The 19,285-nt window shown below is 49.4% G+C and carries 18 protein-coding genes; 14 read left to right on the top strand and 4 right to left on the bottom strand.

From position 1 onward, the window contains the following. Positions 1–7 precede the first annotated feature (7 nt). Together LRP50_RS09495 and LRP50_RS09490 are read left to right on the top strand one after the other, a co-directional pair. Positions 8–484, top strand: coding sequence for a hypothetical protein (locus LRP50_RS09495; protein ID WP_274164227.1), 477 nt, complete (start codon positions 8–10; stop codon positions 482–484). A 112-nt stretch (positions 485–596) separates the two neighbouring features. Next, on the top strand, positions 597–2,906 hold the full coding sequence (locus tag LRP50_RS09490; protein WP_274164226.1) for an eCIS core domain-containing protein: 2,310 nt from the start codon (positions 597–599) through the stop codon (positions 2,904–2,906). A 15-nt stretch (positions 2,907–2,921) separates the two neighbouring features. Here LRP50_RS09490 and LRP50_RS09485 read toward each other — a convergent pair whose 3' ends face one another. After that, positions 2,922–3,857: a LysR family transcriptional regulator gene (locus LRP50_RS09485; RefSeq protein ID WP_274164324.1), complete on the bottom strand. Its 936-nt coding sequence runs from the start codon at positions 3,855–3,857 to the stop codon at positions 2,922–2,924. Positions 3,858–4,309: 452 nt separating this feature from the next. On the opposite strand from LRP50_RS09485, the gene dctP reads away from it, so the two are divergent. From dctP to LRP50_RS09465, 4 genes are all read left to right on the top strand, one after another. Further along, a complete protein-coding gene (dctP, locus tag LRP50_RS09480; RefSeq protein ID WP_274164225.1) occupies positions 4,310–5,314 on the top strand; it encodes a TRAP transporter substrate-binding protein DctP in 1,005 nt (334 codons plus the stop codon). Positions 5,315–5,331: 17 nt separating this feature from the next. After that, positions 5,332–5,868, top strand: a complete 537-nt coding sequence (locus LRP50_RS09475) for a TRAP transporter small permease (RefSeq protein ID WP_274164224.1) — start codon at positions 5,332–5,334, stop codon at positions 5,866–5,868. 121 nt (positions 5,869–5,989) lie between these two features. Continuing rightward, on the top strand, positions 5,990–7,291 hold the full coding sequence (locus tag LRP50_RS09470) for a TRAP transporter large permease (protein WP_274164223.1): 1,302 nt from the start codon (positions 5,990–5,992) through the stop codon (positions 7,289–7,291). 5 nt (positions 7,292–7,296) lie between these two features. Beyond that, on the top strand, positions 7,297–8,085 hold the full coding sequence (locus LRP50_RS09465) for an alpha/beta fold hydrolase (RefSeq protein ID WP_274164222.1): 789 nt from the start codon (positions 7,297–7,299) through the stop codon (positions 8,083–8,085). A gap of 196 nt (positions 8,086–8,281) precedes the next feature. Here the strand turns inward: LRP50_RS09465 and LRP50_RS09460 are convergent, their stop codons facing one another. Next, a complete protein-coding gene (locus tag LRP50_RS09460; protein WP_274164221.1) occupies positions 8,282–9,172 on the bottom strand; it encodes a homocysteine S-methyltransferase family protein in 891 nt (296 codons plus the stop codon). 111 nt (positions 9,173–9,283) lie between these two features. Beyond that, positions 9,284–10,537, bottom strand: a complete 1,254-nt coding sequence (yjeH, locus tag LRP50_RS09455; protein ID WP_274164220.1) for an L-methionine/branched-chain amino acid transporter — start codon at positions 10,535–10,537, stop codon at positions 9,284–9,286. A 125-nt stretch (positions 10,538–10,662) separates the two neighbouring features. Between yjeH and LRP50_RS09450 the strand changes: the two genes are divergently transcribed. Next, on the top strand, positions 10,663–10,809 hold the full coding sequence (locus LRP50_RS09450) for a hypothetical protein (RefSeq protein ID WP_274164219.1): 147 nt from the start codon (positions 10,663–10,665) through the stop codon (positions 10,807–10,809). Positions 10,810–10,818: 9 nt separating this feature from the next. Continuing rightward, the gene (locus LRP50_RS09445) at positions 10,819–11,259 is read left to right on the top strand and encodes an Lrp/AsnC family transcriptional regulator (protein ID WP_274164218.1); all 441 of its coding nucleotides are present in this window, start codon (positions 10,819–10,821) and stop codon (positions 11,257–11,259) included. Between the two features lie 47 nt (positions 11,260–11,306). Here the strand turns inward: LRP50_RS09445 and LRP50_RS09440 are convergent, their stop codons facing one another. Then, the gene (locus LRP50_RS09440; RefSeq protein WP_274164217.1) at positions 11,307–12,209 is read right to left on the bottom strand and encodes a LysR family transcriptional regulator; all 903 of its coding nucleotides are present in this window, start codon (positions 12,207–12,209) and stop codon (positions 11,307–11,309) included. A gap of 174 nt (positions 12,210–12,383) precedes the next feature. Here LRP50_RS09440 and cuyA point away from each other — a divergent pair, with 174 nt between their 5' ends. The 6 genes from cuyA (at position 12,384) to LRP50_RS09410 (ending at position 19,283) form a co-directional block, all read left to right on the top strand. Next, positions 12,384–13,394 (top strand): D-cysteate sulfo-lyase, encoded by a 1,011-nt coding sequence (gene cuyA, locus LRP50_RS09435; RefSeq protein WP_274164216.1) that lies wholly within the window; start codon positions 12,384–12,386, stop codon positions 13,392–13,394. Between the two features lie 92 nt (positions 13,395–13,486). Continuing rightward, the gene (gene hisD / locus LRP50_RS09430; RefSeq protein ID WP_274164215.1) at positions 13,487–14,800 is read left to right on the top strand and encodes a histidinol dehydrogenase; all 1,314 of its coding nucleotides are present in this window, start codon (positions 13,487–13,489) and stop codon (positions 14,798–14,800) included. 67 nt (positions 14,801–14,867) lie between these two features. Then, positions 14,868–16,055, top strand: a complete 1,188-nt coding sequence (locus LRP50_RS09425) for a DegT/DnrJ/EryC1/StrS family aminotransferase (protein ID WP_274164214.1) — start codon at positions 14,868–14,870, stop codon at positions 16,053–16,055. A 184-nt stretch (positions 16,056–16,239) separates the two neighbouring features. Beyond that, positions 16,240–17,226, top strand: a complete 987-nt coding sequence (locus LRP50_RS09420) for a TRAP transporter substrate-binding protein (RefSeq protein ID WP_274164213.1) — start codon at positions 16,240–16,242, stop codon at positions 17,224–17,226. 134 nt (positions 17,227–17,360) lie between these two features. Beyond that, positions 17,361–17,867, top strand: a complete 507-nt coding sequence (locus tag LRP50_RS09415; protein WP_274164212.1) for a TRAP transporter small permease — start codon at positions 17,361–17,363, stop codon at positions 17,865–17,867. Between the two features lie 135 nt (positions 17,868–18,002). Then, positions 18,003–19,283: a TRAP transporter large permease gene (locus LRP50_RS09410; RefSeq protein ID WP_274164211.1), complete on the top strand. Its 1,281-nt coding sequence runs from the start codon at positions 18,003–18,005 to the stop codon at positions 19,281–19,283. Positions 19,284–19,285: the final 2 nt, after the last annotated feature.

Below are 19,285 nucleotides of genomic sequence, written 5' to 3'. Positions count from 1 at the left end.
TTTCATCATGGCAAAAGCAAATGAAATATTGAAAAAGCACCTTTCTCTGGTCGCTGAATTGCAAAAGGTGGCAAAACCCAATAACAACCCCGATCCGATTGGAACAACGCAAGAAAACGCGGCTGCACAAAAGTCACGTATTGAAGGTCGCATTGCGTCATTGGAGCAGCAGCGGGCCGTGTTCAATAAACAAATTGATGAGTCGATTGAGCGTGAGAAATCACAGTTAAAAGAGATGGATAAGTTACAAGATTCTGTTGCGCAGCAACAAAAGCCAGAACCCAAACCAAAGCCTAAACCTAAACAAGAGACAAAACCTAGAATGGCGCCCAAGCCGACGGTGGACGTAAAGCCGCAGACGGAAGAAAAGCCTAAGCCTCGCCCTAGAAAAACAACGCGGGTGGATGCAACCTTGAAAGCGACGCCTGTTCGCCGACGAGCAACGGCTACGCAAACGACCAAAAGAAAAACGCCCAAGAAGTGACAACGAGAATCACGATGAAAATCTGAGACTTAGGACGTTGCACCTAAGAACAAAAACAAAGCAGCAACTTGGCATAACGATGTGACGTTGTTCAGGTAGAGAAGGACTGACGATGCCTAGCTTGGCACCCACTCAGAAACACGCTGATACGGCGAAAAATGAGCGCGGCACTCAGCGGAGTGGTAAGCGCAATAGCAAACCTCTTGCGCCCCAAAAGGCTCAGTCACCTAAGGTGATTCAGAACCTCGGGGCGATGCAAACGGCGGAACCTTTTTCGTTCATGTCAGTGGAAAGTGATGTATTGAGCAGAACCGAGTCCTCGATACTGGATCGGAAGCCTGAGGGGGCTGCTACCTCGGCACTGCCACCTCGTATTCTTCCCGGTGGCAGTGATACTCGCCCTTTAGACATGGCACGTGTCATTCGTCGTTTTACATCAGCGTCAGAAAATATAAGCCAGTCCACGGCGCCAACTTCTATGGCTGCTGCACCGCCCGTGCCACGTTCCGTTTCTTCAGCCTTGGGGACGTGGGGTAATGCGTTGCTGGGTGCGGCGACGGAAACAAAACAGCATGACACGTCGAGTCCAGTAGCAAAAACTTCTGCGTCTGTTCCTCAAGCTACACGTCTGCTCGGTCAAGAAAGCGGCGTTCCCATCCCGTTAGATATCCGAGCACCGTTCGAACAATCTTATGGATACGATCTGTCGCCGATTCGTTTGCATCAAAGTCATGCTGCGCGGCAATCGCTGAAAGCGCTAAATACGGTCGCCTTTGCCCTCAACGACCATATTGTGATGGACAGCAGTGTCGATTTACGAAGTCGAGCCGGGCAGCACGTGTTGGGGCATGAGTTAGCACACACGGTGCAGGGCCGGCTAGGATCTGGCATGCCGAGTGCTGGCAACGTGCGAATTAGCCAGCCATCGTGGTATTCAGAGCATGAGGCTGAGTTTGCAGTGAGTGCCGCGTTACGTGGTCGGCGCTATGAGATTCGACGCGGTGTTGACCAAGATATCCATCAAATTGCCCCTTGGTTGATTCTGGCAGGGATTGGCCTTGCTGCTGGGCTGGTTACATGGGCGGCATCCGATAGCCCTGAAGAGAACCGAGCCCGTCATGCGTCGGGAGAGCCTGATCCATCCCGCAGCCTTTGGACTCTGGTGCCCATTTACGGCTCTATTCAACAAATCAGAGAAGCGGAAACCTATTTCCAGCGCGTGTTAGGTGTCGGGTTCTTGATGTTAGACATGGCGACGCTTGGCTCGGCAGGGGTAGCAGCGAGAGCCTTGATTCGCGCACCAGCGGCGTTAGTTCGAACAGCGGTGCAGCGGCAAGGTTCTCGATTAGTAGTACGCGAAGGTGGTGAAATTGCCACGGAAGCCGTGTTAAGAGAAACAGGCGAAGCGTTTGTTCGAGAAGGCGGTGCTGTGTTTGCCACTCGCACTGCAGCGACGGCTGAAATGATGCAAGCCCTGCAGCGTGGCGCCATGATTCTCGTGACAGAAGGTGGGATCAATCACGCTGTGATGTATGCGCGCAACGCCGCCGGTCAGCTAATCAAAATTCATGGTGGACCACTTAAACTGCTGTTTGAGGTCGTGCCAAGAGAGATCACGGAAAGAGCAGTGGCGGGAATGGGACAGCGAGCGAACGCCTATGTGGTGATAGAAGCGGCAGAAGCGGCGGTGGATATCGAACGAGCCACTTCCCTTGTGCAAAACAGTGCACCAGCCATTGTGCGTTGGTTAGGCGGCAACCCAACCAGTTGCGGCATCATGCAAGGTGCTCTGCTTGAGGCTTCAGGGCTTTCAGCCGAAGCGCTAGCGCTATTGATGCCTGCTGGTGCGGCGGCAAACCGACTCGTTCCCATTACGATTTTGGACCATGTGGCACAATCCGGTGCGGGCTTGCGCCTCGTTGAAGGGGGAATGGCAAATATTATTGGAGGAACTGTGGTGCAAGAATCTATGTTAGCGGCAGGAGGAGTGATGCCGACCATTGTATCCACGCTGATGCGGGTGATGTTAACGCCAGATGGCGACTCCTCGGGTGCTGGCAGCAGAACAGCTAGCCCTGCGCCAGGAGCGGGCAGTCCGGTTACTGGTGGTGAGCCTCAGGTGATTACCGTTGAGCCAGTGCCTCAGTCGCAAATTGATACCACGGTTGGCGTGTATGTTGACGTGCTTTCCGATGCCGACAGGCAAGGTTACCGACGCGTGGTGTTTACCCTTCGACGCACCGCCAGTGAGATTTCACCGGGATTTGAAAAGCTCGATCGCGCTTCGCCAATGACGGAGCAAGGCGAAAGCATGCGCAGTATTTTACGCATTCTTGTCGGTCAAGCTGCACGTGACGAAATGGGCGAGCACCAAATTGTTGCTACCCGCTCTGCGGGTGGTTGGAGTGTCGCCTATCAATAGTGTGTTGATGATGGGTTACTTGGGTATATACACTCTGCCATGAGCGACGAAATCGCCTTCGTTAAACATGGTTTTTGATATACGAATAATGGATTTAGCGAATGCAGATTCTGCGTCGCGATAATAGAGTCGAACCTCAAATGGCACATGCCATCGCTCATCCCCAGCAATGCACAAGTCACCTCGCAATAATTCATCACTCACAAAAGAACGGGGCAGCCACGCTAAGCCATATCCAGCCAGCACCATGGATTTGAGCGTGTGAGCAAAGGGGTTTTCGTAACGTCGATTTAAGAAGCCTTGCTCTTTTTCAAGCAACTGGTCTATCGCCTTTCCAAACAAGGATTGATGGGTATATGCCACCAAAGGTATCGGGTTATTTTCCGACCCCGGAAGTTGATGTTGAGGATGCCCATTCATGTTAAGCGACACGGGCACGAGCGTTTCCATGCCGATCACGCTGCTTTGAAAGCGTTCAGAGTCAATCGCTATGCCGAGCGTGTCGTGGGTATAACACAAAAGATAATCAACGGACCCGTTTTGAAACATTTCGATGCAATCTGACAGCCTATCTGAGGAAAGACGCACATAAACCGGCCCAACCGCTTTCTCAATGTACTGCATCCATTGCATGAAGAGTGTTTGCACAATGGAGTTTTGCGCCGCGACAGATATTTCATTCTTGGCTTGTTGATTCAGTGAACGGGCAGAATCTCGCGCCATGTACAATCGATTCAGAATCTCTTCTGCTTCAATAACAAAGGCTTGCCCCTGCGGCGTTAACTCAAGCAACTGCGATTCTCTGTTTACTAGCTCCGTTCCCACCCACTGTTCAAGGGCTTTGATACGTCGACTAAACGCGGGTTGTGTAACAAATCGTTCTCTCGCCGCTGAGGTAAAGCTGGTGGAATGGGCGAGACACACCAAATCTTCCAATAGTTTAAAGTCCAAACATCCTCTCCAAACCTGTAATGCATCCAAGTTGCTCGTAGCGATGAGGTTGTTTTTGAGTCCCCCCACATTGCAGACTACAAAGCCTTTCATCACATTCCTTTGTGTGAACTGCGTTCCGCATATCGCTTCTTTAAACTTAACAAAGCGCATTCGTTGTTCAGGCATTAAAGATAAGAAAATGCCAAATCAGCAAAAAATCTTTACGTGAAAACCCTTTTCTTTTTCAGGGGTATAGGGGGTGTTATTGCCCCAACTCTCTGATTATTCGCAATACATCTTGTGCCCTTAAAAATCGGCATGCCGACCAATCGAATTGGCATAACGCATAAAGACGGTATGTGGTCATGCTTATTACTAGCACCTGTTATAGACCTCGCCGCAAATCACCAACGGGCGGCCTCATGTTTTAAACGTTCCAATCTGTGTCGAAAGAGACAAGGAGAAGTCACATGAATATTGCAAAAACTGCCAACGCCTTCCGCCTCACCGCAATCACCTGCGCCCTCATTGGCGCGATGCCAATTGCCGCCCAAGCTGCGGAGACTATTCGCTTGTCGACCTATGTGAATGAATCTGATGTTCGCTACCAAGGCTTCAAGAAGTTTGCTGAGCTGGCCGCTGAGAAAAGTAACGGTGATTTGAAAGTTCAGATCTTCCCATCATCGACCCTGCATGGTTGGAGTGAAGGGGTGGATGCGATGCAAGGCGGCGTGTCAGATATCAGCTGGGTGCCAGCAGATACACGTCTTCCATGTTATCGCGTGACCTCTTTATATCCCGTCGCCATTGATTTGGAGAAACAAATTGAGCTTGATGCCGCATATGCCAGCTTGATTGAAGCGGAAGCGGCGAAGTCTGATCTGATCCCTTTGATTAACTCTAACTATTCGTACGATCAGGAATGGTGGTTTGAAGATCCAGTATCAGACATCGGTAAATTGAATGGAAAATTAGTACGCTCAATTGGCCCATTGGTGAGCTTGATGATTGAAACGTGGGGCGGCAAACCCGTATTCGTTGCACCGAAAGAAGTCTTCCAATCCGCAGAGCGTGGCGTGGTAGATGGCATCAACATGGGGGTGGCGACGTACAGTTCTTGGAAGTTGTGGTCAGTGATGCCGTACATGGTCAACGCCAATATGTTCTACGGCAACATCATCTACATGATGAACAAAGATAAGTTTGATGATCTCAGCCCTGCCAATCAGAAAGCATTAAAAGAAGCCGCAGTAGAAGCCGAAACCTGGTTGAAGCCTCGTTATGAAACCTGGGTAAACGAGCGTGTGGGTGACGCGGTCATGGCGAACGGTGGTTCGGCAGTTTCTATGTCGGAAGAACGCACAGAAGCTTTGCTAGAGGGCATTGTTGAGAAATGGAGCCCAGAAGTGAACAAAGCCTGTGGTGTGCCACTCGCCGATGAGATCCGGGGCCTGTTCGCGGCGCACGCTAAGTAGTTGATGAGGTGCGCTTGATGAAAACAACAATATTTCAACTCTTGCGCACTGTGTCTCTGGCGTTGTTGTATGTTGGCGCTGCCATCGTAGTGATCCAGGCTGCCTGGATCACTTACGGGGTGGGAGTGCGTTACATACTTAACAGTCCAGACGGCATGGTGACAGAAGCCACCGCACTTTTGCTGGTGCCCGTGGCTTTCCTTGGCGTCTCTTATGCGCTGCTCAACCATTCTTACCCGAAAGTGAGCCTGATCAGAGACAGGCTGCCAAAGGGCATCCAGTTCTGGGTCGATAAATTCAATATGTTGATGATGCTGCTTGTCGGCAGCTTCTTTTTGGCTGCGTCTGGCAAAGCCATGTTCAAGTCTATTGATTCTGGCTCTGCGTCTGAAATTCTCCTCTGGCCGCGTTTCTATTTTTGGATTCCCGTGGTTATTGCGCTGCTGAGTTTTTGCATTACCGCGCTGTGCATGCTCATTTTCGGTGACCCGCCAGAAGAGGAAAAAAGCACATCTCCTCTTGACGGTGACATTCACTCGCAGGATGCGGCGTGAACAAATTGTCATTGCGTGAACATGCTGTCGTTCCGTGAACAGATAGTCGTTCCGCGAACACAGTCATCTCGTGGCAACAAACGTTTAACTGAAGACTAAACAAAGAAAACAAGGATCAGTGATGGAATGGTATGTCGTTGGGTTGGGGATGTTGGGTTTGCTGATGGGGTTTATCCTCATTGGTTTGCCGATCCCTTTTGCGCTAGCCGCTGCTTCAATCCCTTTTTTGCTCGATATTCTAAGTCTCAAGTCGTCTCTCGTGACGGTCGAGCTAAAACTATGGGGCGTGTGGTTTAATTATATTTTGCTGGCAGTACCATTGTTTGTGTTTCTGGGAGAGCTAATAGGGCGATCCTCCATTGGGCCAAATCTCTATTGGTTCATGCACAGTAAACTTCCAATTCGCGGGGCTGCCGCCTACGGCAGTATTGGTGCGTGTGCTGGTTTTGGAGCGGTTTGTGGCTCCAGCATGGTGGGTGCGCTGACCATTGGTGGTGTTGCTTTGCCACAAATGCTCAAACTTGGGTATGGCAAGCGTCTATCAAGTGGTGTGCTCGCCGCAGGGGGGACACTCAGTGTCTTGCTGCCACCAAGCTTAATTTTATTGTTCTACGGCATTGTGACCGACCAGTCGATCGGCGCATTGTTTATCGCAGGTGTGGTGCCCGGCCTGATACTGGTAACCATGTTCTTCATCATCGTGTTTATTTGGGGCAAGGTGAATCCTGAGGATATTCCAGGGCATGAAAATGCAACGCCTATTCCTTGGTTAATCGCGCTCTCTGCATTGCTTCCTATTGTCCTTGTTGGTTTGGTGATCACCATTTCAATCTATGCAGGTATTGCAACGCCCACAGAGGCGGCAGGTGTCTCGGCGATATTTATGCTGGGTCTTGCCTTCTCTTTCGGCGGGTTGCGACTGAAAGGCTTGCTAGAGGCACTGAAAGCCACTATGCAAACAATGGGCTACTTGGGTTTATTGCTGTCGTCCGGTGTGTTGTTTGGTTTCGTGATGACCTACCACCAGATCCCGCAACAATTCACAGAATTGTTTGTCGACATGCAGTTATCACCTTATGCCGTGCTCGCGATGATCATTGTGTTTTATGTCATTCTCGGCATGTTCTTGGAACCTGTTTCCATGACATTTATCACCTTACCGACCTTGTTCCCTTTGATACATGCCGCTGGGTTCGATCTTATTTGGTTTGGCGTGGTGTACACCATCACCATGGAGATTGCTGTGCTAACACCTCCCGTGGGGTTAAATCTGTTTGTCATTCAAAGTCTCGCCCGAGACAAAGTGACCATAGGCGACGTGATCATTGGATGTATTCCGTTTATCGCCGCTTTGGTTGTCTTGTTGTTCGTGCTGATTGGCATGCCTGATACTGCGCTTTGGCTCCCTGAATTAATGGAATAAATACGATGAATTGTTTACGTGTCGGTACAGGGCCCACGTTGGTACTTGTACATGGTTTTCTAAGCGGTCTGGCTTATTGGGAAAAACAGATCGCGTTGTTTTCCTCGCGCTTTGATGTCGTCGCATTCGACTTGCCGGGCTATGGTGGCAAGGCCGATGAGGTTGGCCTTGATAGCGTGAATGGGTTTGCGGATTACGTGTTGAGTCGACTTGATGAAATGGGCATTGATCAGTTCCATTTAATGGGTCACTCCATGGGAGGGATGATCGTGCAAGAAGTTGCGATCAAAGCGCCCGAACGTGTCATTGGACTTGTGTTGTATGCCACTGGGCCTATGGGCGATTTGCCGGGCCGTTTTGAATCGATTGAAGACAGTATTGTTCGTGCTGAAACCGAAGGAACAGCGCAAGTGGCTTTCGATACGGTCAAAACGTGGTTTTCTGATGGCGTGGAAGATCCGGATTTCGAAGGGGGAATGGAGCTGGCCAATCGTGTTCAAACGCAGACGTATATCAATGGACTGCGTGCAATGGCGGGGTGGCGCTCGCTAGAGCGGTTAAACGAGATTCAGGCAAAAACCTTGGTGCTTTGGCCGGATAGTGATCGGTCCTACATGTGGACACAAACCGAGTCGTTATGGCGCGGAATCATAGGGGCAAACCTCGCGGTTGTTCCTCAAGCCGCCCACAATATTCACTTAGAGAAAACGCAGGTGTTTAACCTCTTGGTGCTCGATTTCTTGCAAAGTGATGTGGTGAAGCAGCGTCGATTGGCGTTGAACGAATGTTTGTGACGGATGAACAGCTAGCACTGTACCAGTGACGCCGTGATACTTGCCTGTCGCTAACAACATAAGCTCAATAAAATAACAATGCCCCGACACGGTCATCCGAGTGCGGGGCATTGTTATGCCAAGCAACCTTAATTGTGCATCTTCCGGTTGCTCGGGTGCATAGGCGATTGCTCGGGTATATAGGGCAAAATCGGTGTTATTTCTTTCTTAGCGAATCGAGATAGGCGATGTGCTCTGGGAAAATCGCGCAGCACCCCCCCACCATGTTAGACCCTGCATCCAACCATGCTTTTACATACGCCGCGTATTGATCGGCGGACAGCTCACGCACTGTTGTCAGCGCATCGTTGGCTTGGTGTTCCTGTTGGATCACGGAAAACCCGTTTGCATAAGCGCCCAAGGAAATGGTGTTGGAGTGCGTATCGATAATCACACGCGCAACGGCAATCGCATCCAGCATGACTTCAGGTTGAGAGCAGTTAAACAAGATACCATTCACATCGCGCTCACACGCCGCTTTCACTGCATCTACAACCGCTTCGCCAGAACGAAGTCGCGGCTGATCCATCACGGAGTCCATGAGAGAGAAAGCAAAGTAAGCAGGCTTATTGGATGTGGCGGCCGTTAAGGCATCACAAATGGTGTGAAACTCTTCAATAGACCCGATGGTTTCAGCCAACCAAAAGTCGACGTAAGAGCCTTGCGCTTCAATCAAGGTTTGAATAATGGGCGTCGCCGTTTCAGTATTGAACAGGTCAGGACGATAAGAGCCCAATACGGGCGGAATACAGCCTGCGACATGCACATCTCGCTCGCTGTCTTCCGCGGCGCGTTGGGCAATTTGAGCAGCAAGTTCGGCGAGTTCAAAACCTTGTTCTTGATAGCGAGTATCACCAAGGTGAAAGGGGACGCAGGCGTAGCTGTTGACGGTAATGACATCACAGCCTGCATCAATAAAATTCTGGTGCGCTTGATACACCGCATCTGGCGCTTCGATTAATGCTTGGGCGCTCCAAAGTGGCTGAGAGAAAGGAGCGCCAATGCGCTGAAGTTCTCTTCCCATGCCACCATCCAATAGTACAAACATCCGTTTCGCTTCCTTGTCACGTTGATGAGCGAGAAAATCGCACATGTTGACAGTATTGTCGATAGAATTTCGGAAGCGAATGTTTTGATGCAAAAGTTTATATGCATCAGGTTACAAGTTAACGGCTTTGCGATTGTGCTTTTTCCCTTGCAGCATGAGCAAACCAAATATCGTGAGGGCATAGAGCATTGACCAGCCCAAACAGATAAATACAAAAGTACATAGCACCAGAGATAAAGCGGCGAGCCACTTAGATGCGCCTTGGAGCAGTTTGAAAGCGGCTAACATTGCCATCAAATACACCAGTACAAAAATGCTGTTGGCGAGCTTAAGGAAAAATTCCAAATTCAGCCCAGACAGTTCACCAAAGACACATGAAATAGCCAGAACGGCACCTACTCCCAGAGTGGCGTTTATCGGTACACCTCGTGCGGATACTTTAGCCATTTTCCCCGCGGGTTTGTATTCACGTGCTTGCGCCCACACCATACGTGAAAGGCTCTGTGTATAGAGATTCACGCTGGCGAAGCAGGCAGAAAATCCCACCACGCTGACCAGCAACTTAAAACTAGGACCAAAGAGCTGTTCGCTCAAAAAAGGAATGGAGGCACTGTCAAATTCCACACTGCCATAAGCATGGAACTTGAGGATGACGACTGACGTTGCCCAATAGGTAGCGCCTGCGACAAAGCAACCCACGATAATCGCGATGGGAAAATCGCGCTGTGGGTTTTTAAATTCCTCCCCCATGTGAGCAAAAGCCTCAATGCCAACAAAGCACCAAAACATCACGCCTAACGCCGCGCCGATTGGCCAGATGGAATCGCTGGTGAGTACAGGCATCGTTAAGTCAGCGGTACCCACTTCACCGCGCCATAAAAATGCACCCACAAGCGCGAAGATGCTGATTGCGATAACAGTTTGGAGTTGGCCTGAAGACTTAGCGCCCATCAGGTTCACGCCAATCAGCAACACAACGGTGATCAACTGTGCAAGTAGAAAGTTATTTAACCCATCGGGCAGCAGTTGTTGTAAAAAACCAGCAGCTAACGCAATGGCGGCAGGGACACCAACAGGAATAACGCTAACAAAAAGCCAAGCGACGCTGCGCTCTAAGCGAGGGTTGAATGCCTGACGGACAAAATAGGCGGTTCCGCCAGCATTGGGGTAACGTTTTCCAAGTTGTGCAAAGGTCAGCGCGATCGGACAAATGGCGACAAACAGTAATAGCCACGCCCACAATGACAGCTCACCCGCGATGCCAGCCGCAATGGCAGGGATCATAAACAGGCCTGTGCCTAACAGAGTGGTGGAGAGTTGCCCGATACCAGATAACAGGGTGATTTCTTTTCTAAGCTGATTCATCGTCACTTCTATGTGCAGCGGAATGGATTACACGCCAAGATTAAAGCGGACAGGCTGAAAAAGCATCGCTCAAAGTGTCTTTGTTAAGCGTCAAATTAACGGTTTTCTGCATTAAAGGTGACAATGTGACGGTTTTTCGCGAACTCTCAGTGTTATCTGAACAATTTTGCGAGCAGCAGAGCGTGTCTAGCGATAAAGTGTTAGGCGTGATAACTATCCAGATAGACATGCCAATGGGATTGGCAGTTAGCAACGAAGAAATGGAAGTATAGAGATAAGCAATGGACAAATTTGATAAGCAGATCTTAAACATATTGCGCGTTGACGCCCGTCGAACCGTCAGTGAGATAGCACGAGATGTTAGCCTCTCGCGATCTGCCGTCACCGCCAGAATTCGAAAAATGGAGCAGGATAAAATCATCCTTGGCTATCATGCGGACATTGCCGAAGAAGAGACGGTTCAAGGTGTCACCGCCTATTTGGCCTTGAAGTTTGATACGTCATCCAATGGGCATCATTGTGAGTCTTACGCTGCTGATATCTATACGTTAGATGGCGTCAAATGGTGTCATGCTATTAGTGGTGAAACCGACATGATGTTGTACGTCGAAGTCCCAAACATGGCACGGTTAAATGAAATCCGTGAGCACATTCAAGCGTACCCTGAATTGACACATTTGATCACCCATACAGTGCTCACCGAGTTCTTCAATACTAAGTAGTGACGGCGAATGGTGAGAGTGAAGAGCAGTGACGAGAGCGATCGCCACTATTCCTTGCCATAAAGCTCATTGAGATAGATCCAAAACCTTTCCACTTCAGCTTTTACGCTATGCCGATTGCGATAGAGTAAGATGCGTAAGTCTATTCTTGGCAACGCTGCATCCAATTCGACGAGTCGTTTTTCTTCCAACTCTTGTTTGACCAAACTTGATGGTAACCATGTTGCGCCAAACCCTTGTGTTGCCATTGCTTTTAACCCTTCCGCCATTTCGTTTTCACACACCACATCATACTGATAATGTGAGGGAATCGAGCTTATGGCCGACTTCTTGATTAGCCCACCGAGATACGTTTCCTCGGGAAAAGCGAGCAAACGGCAGGGCACTCCATTGTTGAATCGATGCAAGGGATCTCCATGTTCATCCGGTGCAGATACAGGAATAAGACGATCGCGTCCCACCTGAATGGATTGGCTTTTTTTCTTCATTTGCGGGCTATCTAATGCCTGCGAAGCGAACGTTAAAAGAAAATCGCCAGACCCAGCTAAGAAGGCTTCGTTGAGATTATGTATATTTCCCGGCACTAGCTTTACCACGGCATCCGCAACTAACGGGCTTAAGGTTTGAATCCATGCGGGAAAAAAGGAAACAGCCGTTGAATGTTGAGCCAGAAAAATCAGTGAGTGAGGGTTCTTTCGTTGCTGAAGTCGATTTCTCACTTCCGTGATGTCATTGATCAGCCGTTGAGCTTCTTCGACAAATTCAGTGCCAGCGTCGGTCAAGCTCGTGGGGAGTGCATCACGATTCACTAAGACAATGCCAAGCCAATTTTCCAGTGAACGTATACGCCGACTAAATGCAGGTTGAGTCACATATCTTGCGTTAGCTGCTTTGGAGAAACTTCCGTTCTCACTCAGCGCAATAAAATCCTCAAGCCATTTCAATTCCATGAATTCAATCCTTTAGCGTCCTGCTAGAACAGTTATGCCGAAAAGTAACCGGCGTTTGTTCAATATAGGTATTGGCGAAAAAGATTGTCGTCTCACAGGCTGTAATCATTGCAAAAGCTTCTAAGTTGATGCTTAGACAGCCCATTAAAAGACCACTTGATAAGGATATAACTCATGCATCTTGCCCGTTTCCCGCGTCTTCATTTCGCTCATCTTGCTACGCCGTTAGAACCAATGCCGAACCTGTCAAAAGCGTTGGGTGGCCCCACGTTGTGGATTAAACGTGATGACTGCACTGGCTTGGCTGGCGGGGGAAACAAAACACGTAAGCTGGAGTTTTTGATGGCGGATGCCGTGGCACAAGGTGCTGACACCATCATCACTCAAGGTGCCACACAATCAAACCATGCTCGTCAAACCGCCGCTATTGCTGCGAAATGCGGCATGGCTTGCCACATCTTGCTTGAAGATCGCACGGGATCTGACGATCCAGATTACGTGTTCAACGGAAACGTCATGTTGAACCAATTGTTTGGTTCTTCACTGCAAAAATACCCGGCAGCGACCGACATGAATGCAGCTATGGAAGATGTGGCAGCGACGATGCGTGCGGAAGGCAAAAAGCCGTACATCATTCCTGGCGGGGGTTCTAACCCGATTGGTGCACTGGGCTATGTGAACTGCGCGTTGGAATTGCTCACTCAAGCGAATGACCGAAGCTTGAAAATTGACCACCTCGTTCACGCCACAGGTTCTGCCGGTACGCAAGCGGGGCTGGTGACAGGCCTATGTGCATCAAACAGCCTCATTCCGCTGCTAGGTATTGGTGTGCGTGTGCCGAAAGAGCAACAAGAAAATAACGTGTTTGCGCTGGCCGAGCGTACTTGCGATCTACTAGGTATCCCAGGTGCTGTGCCGCGTGAAAGTGTGGTCGCTAACTGTGATTACGTCGGCGAAGGCTACGGTATTCCTGCAGAAAGCACGATTGAAGCCATTTCATTATTCGCGAAGCACGAAGGCATTTTATTGGATCCCGTTTACTCAGGAAAAGGCGGTGCAGGCTTGATAGACCTGATCCGTAAAGGCCAATTCAAAGAAGGCGAGAACGTTGTGTTCCTTCACACTGGTGGTGCGCAAGCTCTGCCGGGCTACCGCGACGCATTTGGTTTTGACGCGTACTGCTAAGCCACTCAGCTAGCCCTGTGGCTAGCTGACCCTTCTCGGAGCGAGCTTACCTGCTCGCCAAGGCTAACTTTGGATTTCGGTGAGTAAAAACAATGGAATATCTAAAACGGGGTGAGCGTGAGGCTGACGTGCAAACGGATGATGAGCGCATCCAGCAGGTGGTGAAAGACATGCTGGCGAAGATCCGACGCGAAGGCACCAGTGCCGTAGAAGAGTACGCCAAACACTTTGATAACTGGCAGGGTGATTTTGTCTTATCAGATGAAAAGAGGGCGACGCTTATTGCATCTGTGCCACAGCGAGTAAAAGACGATATCGACTTTGCATACCGACAAGTTCGACGCTTTGCTGAAGCGCAGCGAGCAAGCTTACAAGCATTTGAAATTGAAACCGAAGAAGGCGTGAAACTGAGCCAACGCGTGATCCCCGTAGATTGCGCAGGCTGTTATGTACCCGGTGGACGCTACGCCCATGCAGCCTCTGCACTAATGAGTGTCGCAACGGCGAAAGCGGCGGGTGTGCCGACGGTGGTTGCGTGTTCTCCACCTCGCGGTGATTCAATTAACCCCGCAGTGGTATACGCCATGGATCTTGCTGGTGCAGACATCATTCTCGAAATGGGCGGCGTGCATGCTATTGCCACCATGGCATTTGGCTTATACACCGGAAAGTCGGCCGATATCCTTGTTGGCCCAGGAAATGCGTACGTTGCTGAAGCCAAGCGCTTGCTGTTTGGCGAAGTGGGTATCGATGTGTTTGCAGGGCCGACAGAATCTGCGGTGATCGCGGATGAGACTGCAGACCCAATGACCATTGCCGTGGATTTGGTTTCGCAAGCTGAACATGGTCCGAATTCCCCTGTCTGGTTGTTTACCACCAGCAAATCGCTAGGCGAGAAGGTCATTGCGTTGATGCCACATGTGATTGCAGATATGCCAAATGCAGAAGTGTGTGAAGCCGCGTGGCGAGACTATGGCGTTGTCATGGTGTTTGAAGATAGAGAAGAGGCCGCCAAAGTCAGCGATGAATGGGCGTGTGAGCACGTTCAAGTTCAAGCTGCTGACCTCGATTGGTGGAAAGACAATCTCACTAACTATGGATCGTTGTTCTTGGGTGAAGGCAGCACCGTGACTCATGGCGATAAGTGCTCAGGAACCAACCATATCTTACCGACCAAAAAAGCCGCGCGTTACAGCGGCGGATTGAACGTTCAGAAGTTTCTGAAAATCCTGACCACTCAAGAATTGAGCGTTGAAGCGAACCTTATGTTTAGCACTGCAGGTTCTCGTATTTCGCGTACAGAGGGTATGGAAGGTCATGCACGAGCCTGTGACTGGCGCTTAACCAAATATTTCCCTGATACCGAATGGGATTTCGAGGTCTATCAACAAAAACGCTATGACTGATTCTTCCGTCATGCATAGGTTCGACTTAGATCGCGTTGATGACACGCGAGCCGCGAGGAAAACGAAAATGCACACGTTCAAAAAATCGTTTACTCAGCAAATGCCTATCTCTGAAAGTGCGATTGCCAGTGCAGTAGAAGTGATGCGTACAGGGCGGCTTCACCGCTACAACACGGTAAATGGAGAGCTGAGTGAGGCTGACTTGCTCGACAAACAGTTCGCTCAATATCTTGGCGTGAAGTACTGCTTAAGTTGCGCGTCTGGTGGCTATTCCCTTTATATCGCCTTGTTGTGTGCGGGAGTGAAACAGGGTGATGGCGTGCTGTGCAATGCCTTCACGTTGGCTCCTGTTCCGGGCGCAATCAACAATGCTGGTGGTGTCCCTGTGTTGGTTGAAACAACAGACGATCTGACTATCGATCTTGAAGACTTAGCAGACAAGATTACGTTGTCTGGTGCTCGGTTTCTGTTGCTTTCCCACATGCGCGGCCACATTGCTGACATGGATGCCATCATGGCAATTTGCGAACAAGGTGGTGTGGTATTGATTGAAGACTGTGCCCATACCATGGGTGCAGATTGGAATGGTAAGAAGAGCGGCACGTTTGGGCTAGTGTCGTGCTTTAGCACACAGACTTACAAACATATCAACTCTGGCGAAGGTGGGTTTCTGGTCACCAACAATGATGAAGTGATGGCGAAAGCCATTATCTATTCAGGTTCATATATGTTGTTTGACCAACACTCCACATTGCCGCCCATTGAAACCTTTAAAGACATTGCTAAAGGGACGCCCAACTTCAGCGGAAGAATGGATAACCTTCGTGCCGCGATACTGCGCCCACAGTTAGCCGCGTTAGATGCACAGTGTGAGCGTTGGAATGAACTTTATCGTGCCATGGAAAAAGCACTTTCATCGATTGAAGGGTTGCGTTTAACCGACCGTTCCCCGAGCGAGCATTTTGTCGGGAGCTCAATTCAATTCTCTCTTCCGAATGTCCCCAAAAACCAATTAACCAAGGTTGTGGTTGGCTGTGCGGCTCGTGGAGTAAGTGTGAAATGGGTGGGAGACAGTCAGCCCTCAGGTTACAGCAGTAAATATAACCATTGGGAGTACTTGGAACAGCTAACGCCGCTTCCCAGCACCGAGCGCGTTCTCGCGTCTCTGTTCGATATGCGAATCCCGCTCACCTTTAACCGATCTGATGCAGACAGTATCGCTCAGGTGATCTCAGAGGTGCTCGATACGTTGTAGATATCTAATTCCAGTCGGATACAGCAGCGACATAGCAATCAGCAACGCCAGGAAATTTTACTACCAGAAAACCAGCAACACAGAAGTGTGGCAACACCGAGCAACGAAAATCTTGTATAGGCAAATCCTTAGGTACACGAGTACATAAGCATTCACGGATGTTATCGATTAAGAGGTAAAGGGTATGAAATTAAAGCAGTTGGCAAAGTTTGCAGCCATTTCCATCTTGGCTCTCCCCGTTCTTGCAAGCGCCAAAACCATGAAAGTAGGAATGGGCGACCCGATTGAATCTGATCAGGGCGCGTATGCAATTCGATTTCAGGAGTTGGTAGAGTTCTATTCGGGCGGTGATATCAAAATCAAACTGTATCCAGGTGGAGCATTGGGCAGTGAAACCGAAATGGTGCAAAACACCCGTTTAGGTTCATTGGACATGGCATTGGTTGGAATTGGCAACGTGACCCCGTTTTCTAAAAAGCTGGGTGCATTGACCATGCCTTATTTGATCACTAACTCTTCTGACGCTGTGCTTATTACCACGGGAGAGCTGGGAGAGTATTGGAACGAACTCGCGATAAATGAAGCTGGGGTTAACATTTTAGGCTGGACGTATTCTAACTTCCGCCATCTGACCAATTCAAAACGCCCTGTTAAAAATCTTGAAGACGTAAAAGGCCTAAAAGTGAGGGTTCCGCAAAACAGCATTATGTTGAAATCGTGGGAAGTGTTTGGTGCGAATCCAATCGCGATGGCATGGACAGAAACCTTCACGGCATTGCAACAGAAGGTTGTAGACGGACAGGACAATCCGTACATCGTGAACAACACCATGAAGTTCTATGAAGTGCAGCCGTACTTAACGGAAGTGCATCATCAGTATTCTTTGCAACCGCTTCTGATAGGAAATCGAACCATGGGTAAACTGAGCGACGAGCAACGTGCGATTTTGAATCGAGCGGGCTTGGAAGCGCAGCAATACGCGTTGGTTTTCCAAATGACGGAAGCTGAGAATGCCAAGCAAAACATGATCGCGAATGGTGTTGAAGTTTCCACCTTGGAAGATGAAGACAAATGGATTGCGTTGGCGAAAGAGAAAGTTTGGCCTGAGTTTTATGACGATATAGGCGGTAAAGAAAGCTTTGACGACGTGCTGGAAAAATTGCAGCAGTAGCGGCTGACGCTGTGTTTGTGATGAGCTGACTCAAAGGCAGCAGAAGCAACCTCTCGGGGAGTCAAAAAACTTCCCCTAAAAAGGGCGATCAAACAATGGTCGCGCTTTTTAACCTTGTACAAAAGGGCGCTGTCATGCAAAGCGTATTACGAAAATTGGACAAATTTGAAAGCTATGCGTGTCAAGCGCTGCTGTGTCTATTTGTCACCTTACTGTTTATCCAAGTCATTATGCGGGTGGCTTTCAATTACGGCATTCCTTGGAGCGAAGAGCTATCTCGCTTTGCTTTTGTATGGTTCGTGTTTTTGGGCGCTTCCTATGCAGCCCGTCTTTCCGCCCATAATCGTGTGACCTTTCACCTTAAACTGTTGCCAGTGAAAGTGCGGCAAGGCATTGAACTTATAGCGGACATGCTTTGGATTGCTTTCAACACCATGATGACCATCAAAAGCATCGAAGTGATTGAAAGTTTGATGGAATACCCTTTTCTGTCTCCCGCTCTCGACTGGTCAATGGCGTTCCTTTATTGGATCTTCCCGATTTCGTTCACCCTGACGTCCATTCGAATTATTCAGGTCAATTACCTCAAATTGGTGAAAGGTTATGAATTCAAAGATATGGATGATCCACAAGCAGACTGATGCGTTAATGGGCTGCTTCACTACGCCCAATCGCTATTAGCTATTAATGCGAGTCAATCACCGCTTGGGTTGTGATGTTCGTGGCCACAGGGCAGGCAGCACGGAGTGTTGTCACCAATTAGAAAAGGAGCCGTCATGTCGGCATCGTTAGTTCTTTTCGGCTCATTCTTTGGGCTTCTCTTTATCGGCGCTCCCATCGTGATTGCGCTAGGTGGCTCCGCCATGTTGGTGTACTTGTTATCCGGTGATGACTATGTCTCTCTGGTACAAACCGCATGGAACGCCGTCGATTCGTTTCCTATTATGGCGCTTCCCGCGTTTATTCTTTCTGGCGCACTCATGCAGGCGTCGGGTATATCCAAGCGTCTTGTTCATATTGCTGAATTGATGGCAGGACCAATGGCAGGTGGGCTTGGTTTTTCAGCCATTCTCGCCAGTATGTTCTTTGGCGCGATTTCAGGCTCTGGCCCCGCAACTACCGCAGCGGTGGGCATGTTGATGATCCCCGCACTGGTTGATAAAGGCTACAACCGAGGGTATGCCGCCGCGCTAACGGCGTCTTCCGGTGGTCTTGGCGTGGTGATACCGCCGAGTATTCCCATGGTGATCTATGGCGTTACAGCGAGTGAGTCGATCGGGAAATTGTTCATTGCAGGCGTGATTCCGGGAATCATGCTAGCCGGTGGTTTGATGATGACAAACTATGTCATCAGTAAAAAGAAAGGGTACGTTGGCGCACCCAATCAAGAACCCGGTGAACTGCGTAAAGCCTGCAAAGACGGTATTTGGTCTATTCTTGCGCCTTTTGTGATTCTCGGTGGCATATATTCAGGCCTCTTTACCCCAACAGAAGCGGCTGTGGTTTCAGTGTTCTACACCTTGTTTGTCGGCAAGTTCATTCACAAAGAACTGACACTAGACGGATTGAAAGGATCCCTGAGTTCGACCACATGGTTAACAGGCCGTGTTCTCATCATTATGTTCGCCGCCACCGCATTTGGTCGCATTCTTGTCGAAAATGATACGCCTACTGAGATAGCAAATGCGTTACTGTCGATGACAGACAGCCTCGCGCTGATCTGGTTGGTGGTTATTCTGTTTTTGATATTAATCGGCATGTTCATGGAGACGCTTGCCACCATCATGATTGTCACGCCAGTGCTATTACCTGTAATGGTTCAGTTTGGCGTTGACCCAATCCACTTTGGTGTGGTCTTGGTGTGTTGTTGTGAAATTGGATTTTCAACGCCGCCTCTTGGCGAAAATATGTTTATCAGTTCTAGTATCGCCAAAGTCACCATCGAAGAGATATCGGTTAAGGCATTGCCTTTCGTACTGGTTGAAATTCTTGTGGTATTCATCATGAGTTACTTCCCAGACACTGTGCTCTGGTTACCGAATATGATGGGATATTAGAG

Source organism: Enterovibrio gelatinilyticus (assembly GCF_028683095.1).
GTDB lineage: Bacteria > Pseudomonadota > Gammaproteobacteria > Enterobacterales > Vibrionaceae > Enterovibrio > Enterovibrio gelatinilyticus.
This window is presented reverse-complemented; position numbering and strand designations above follow the sequence as displayed.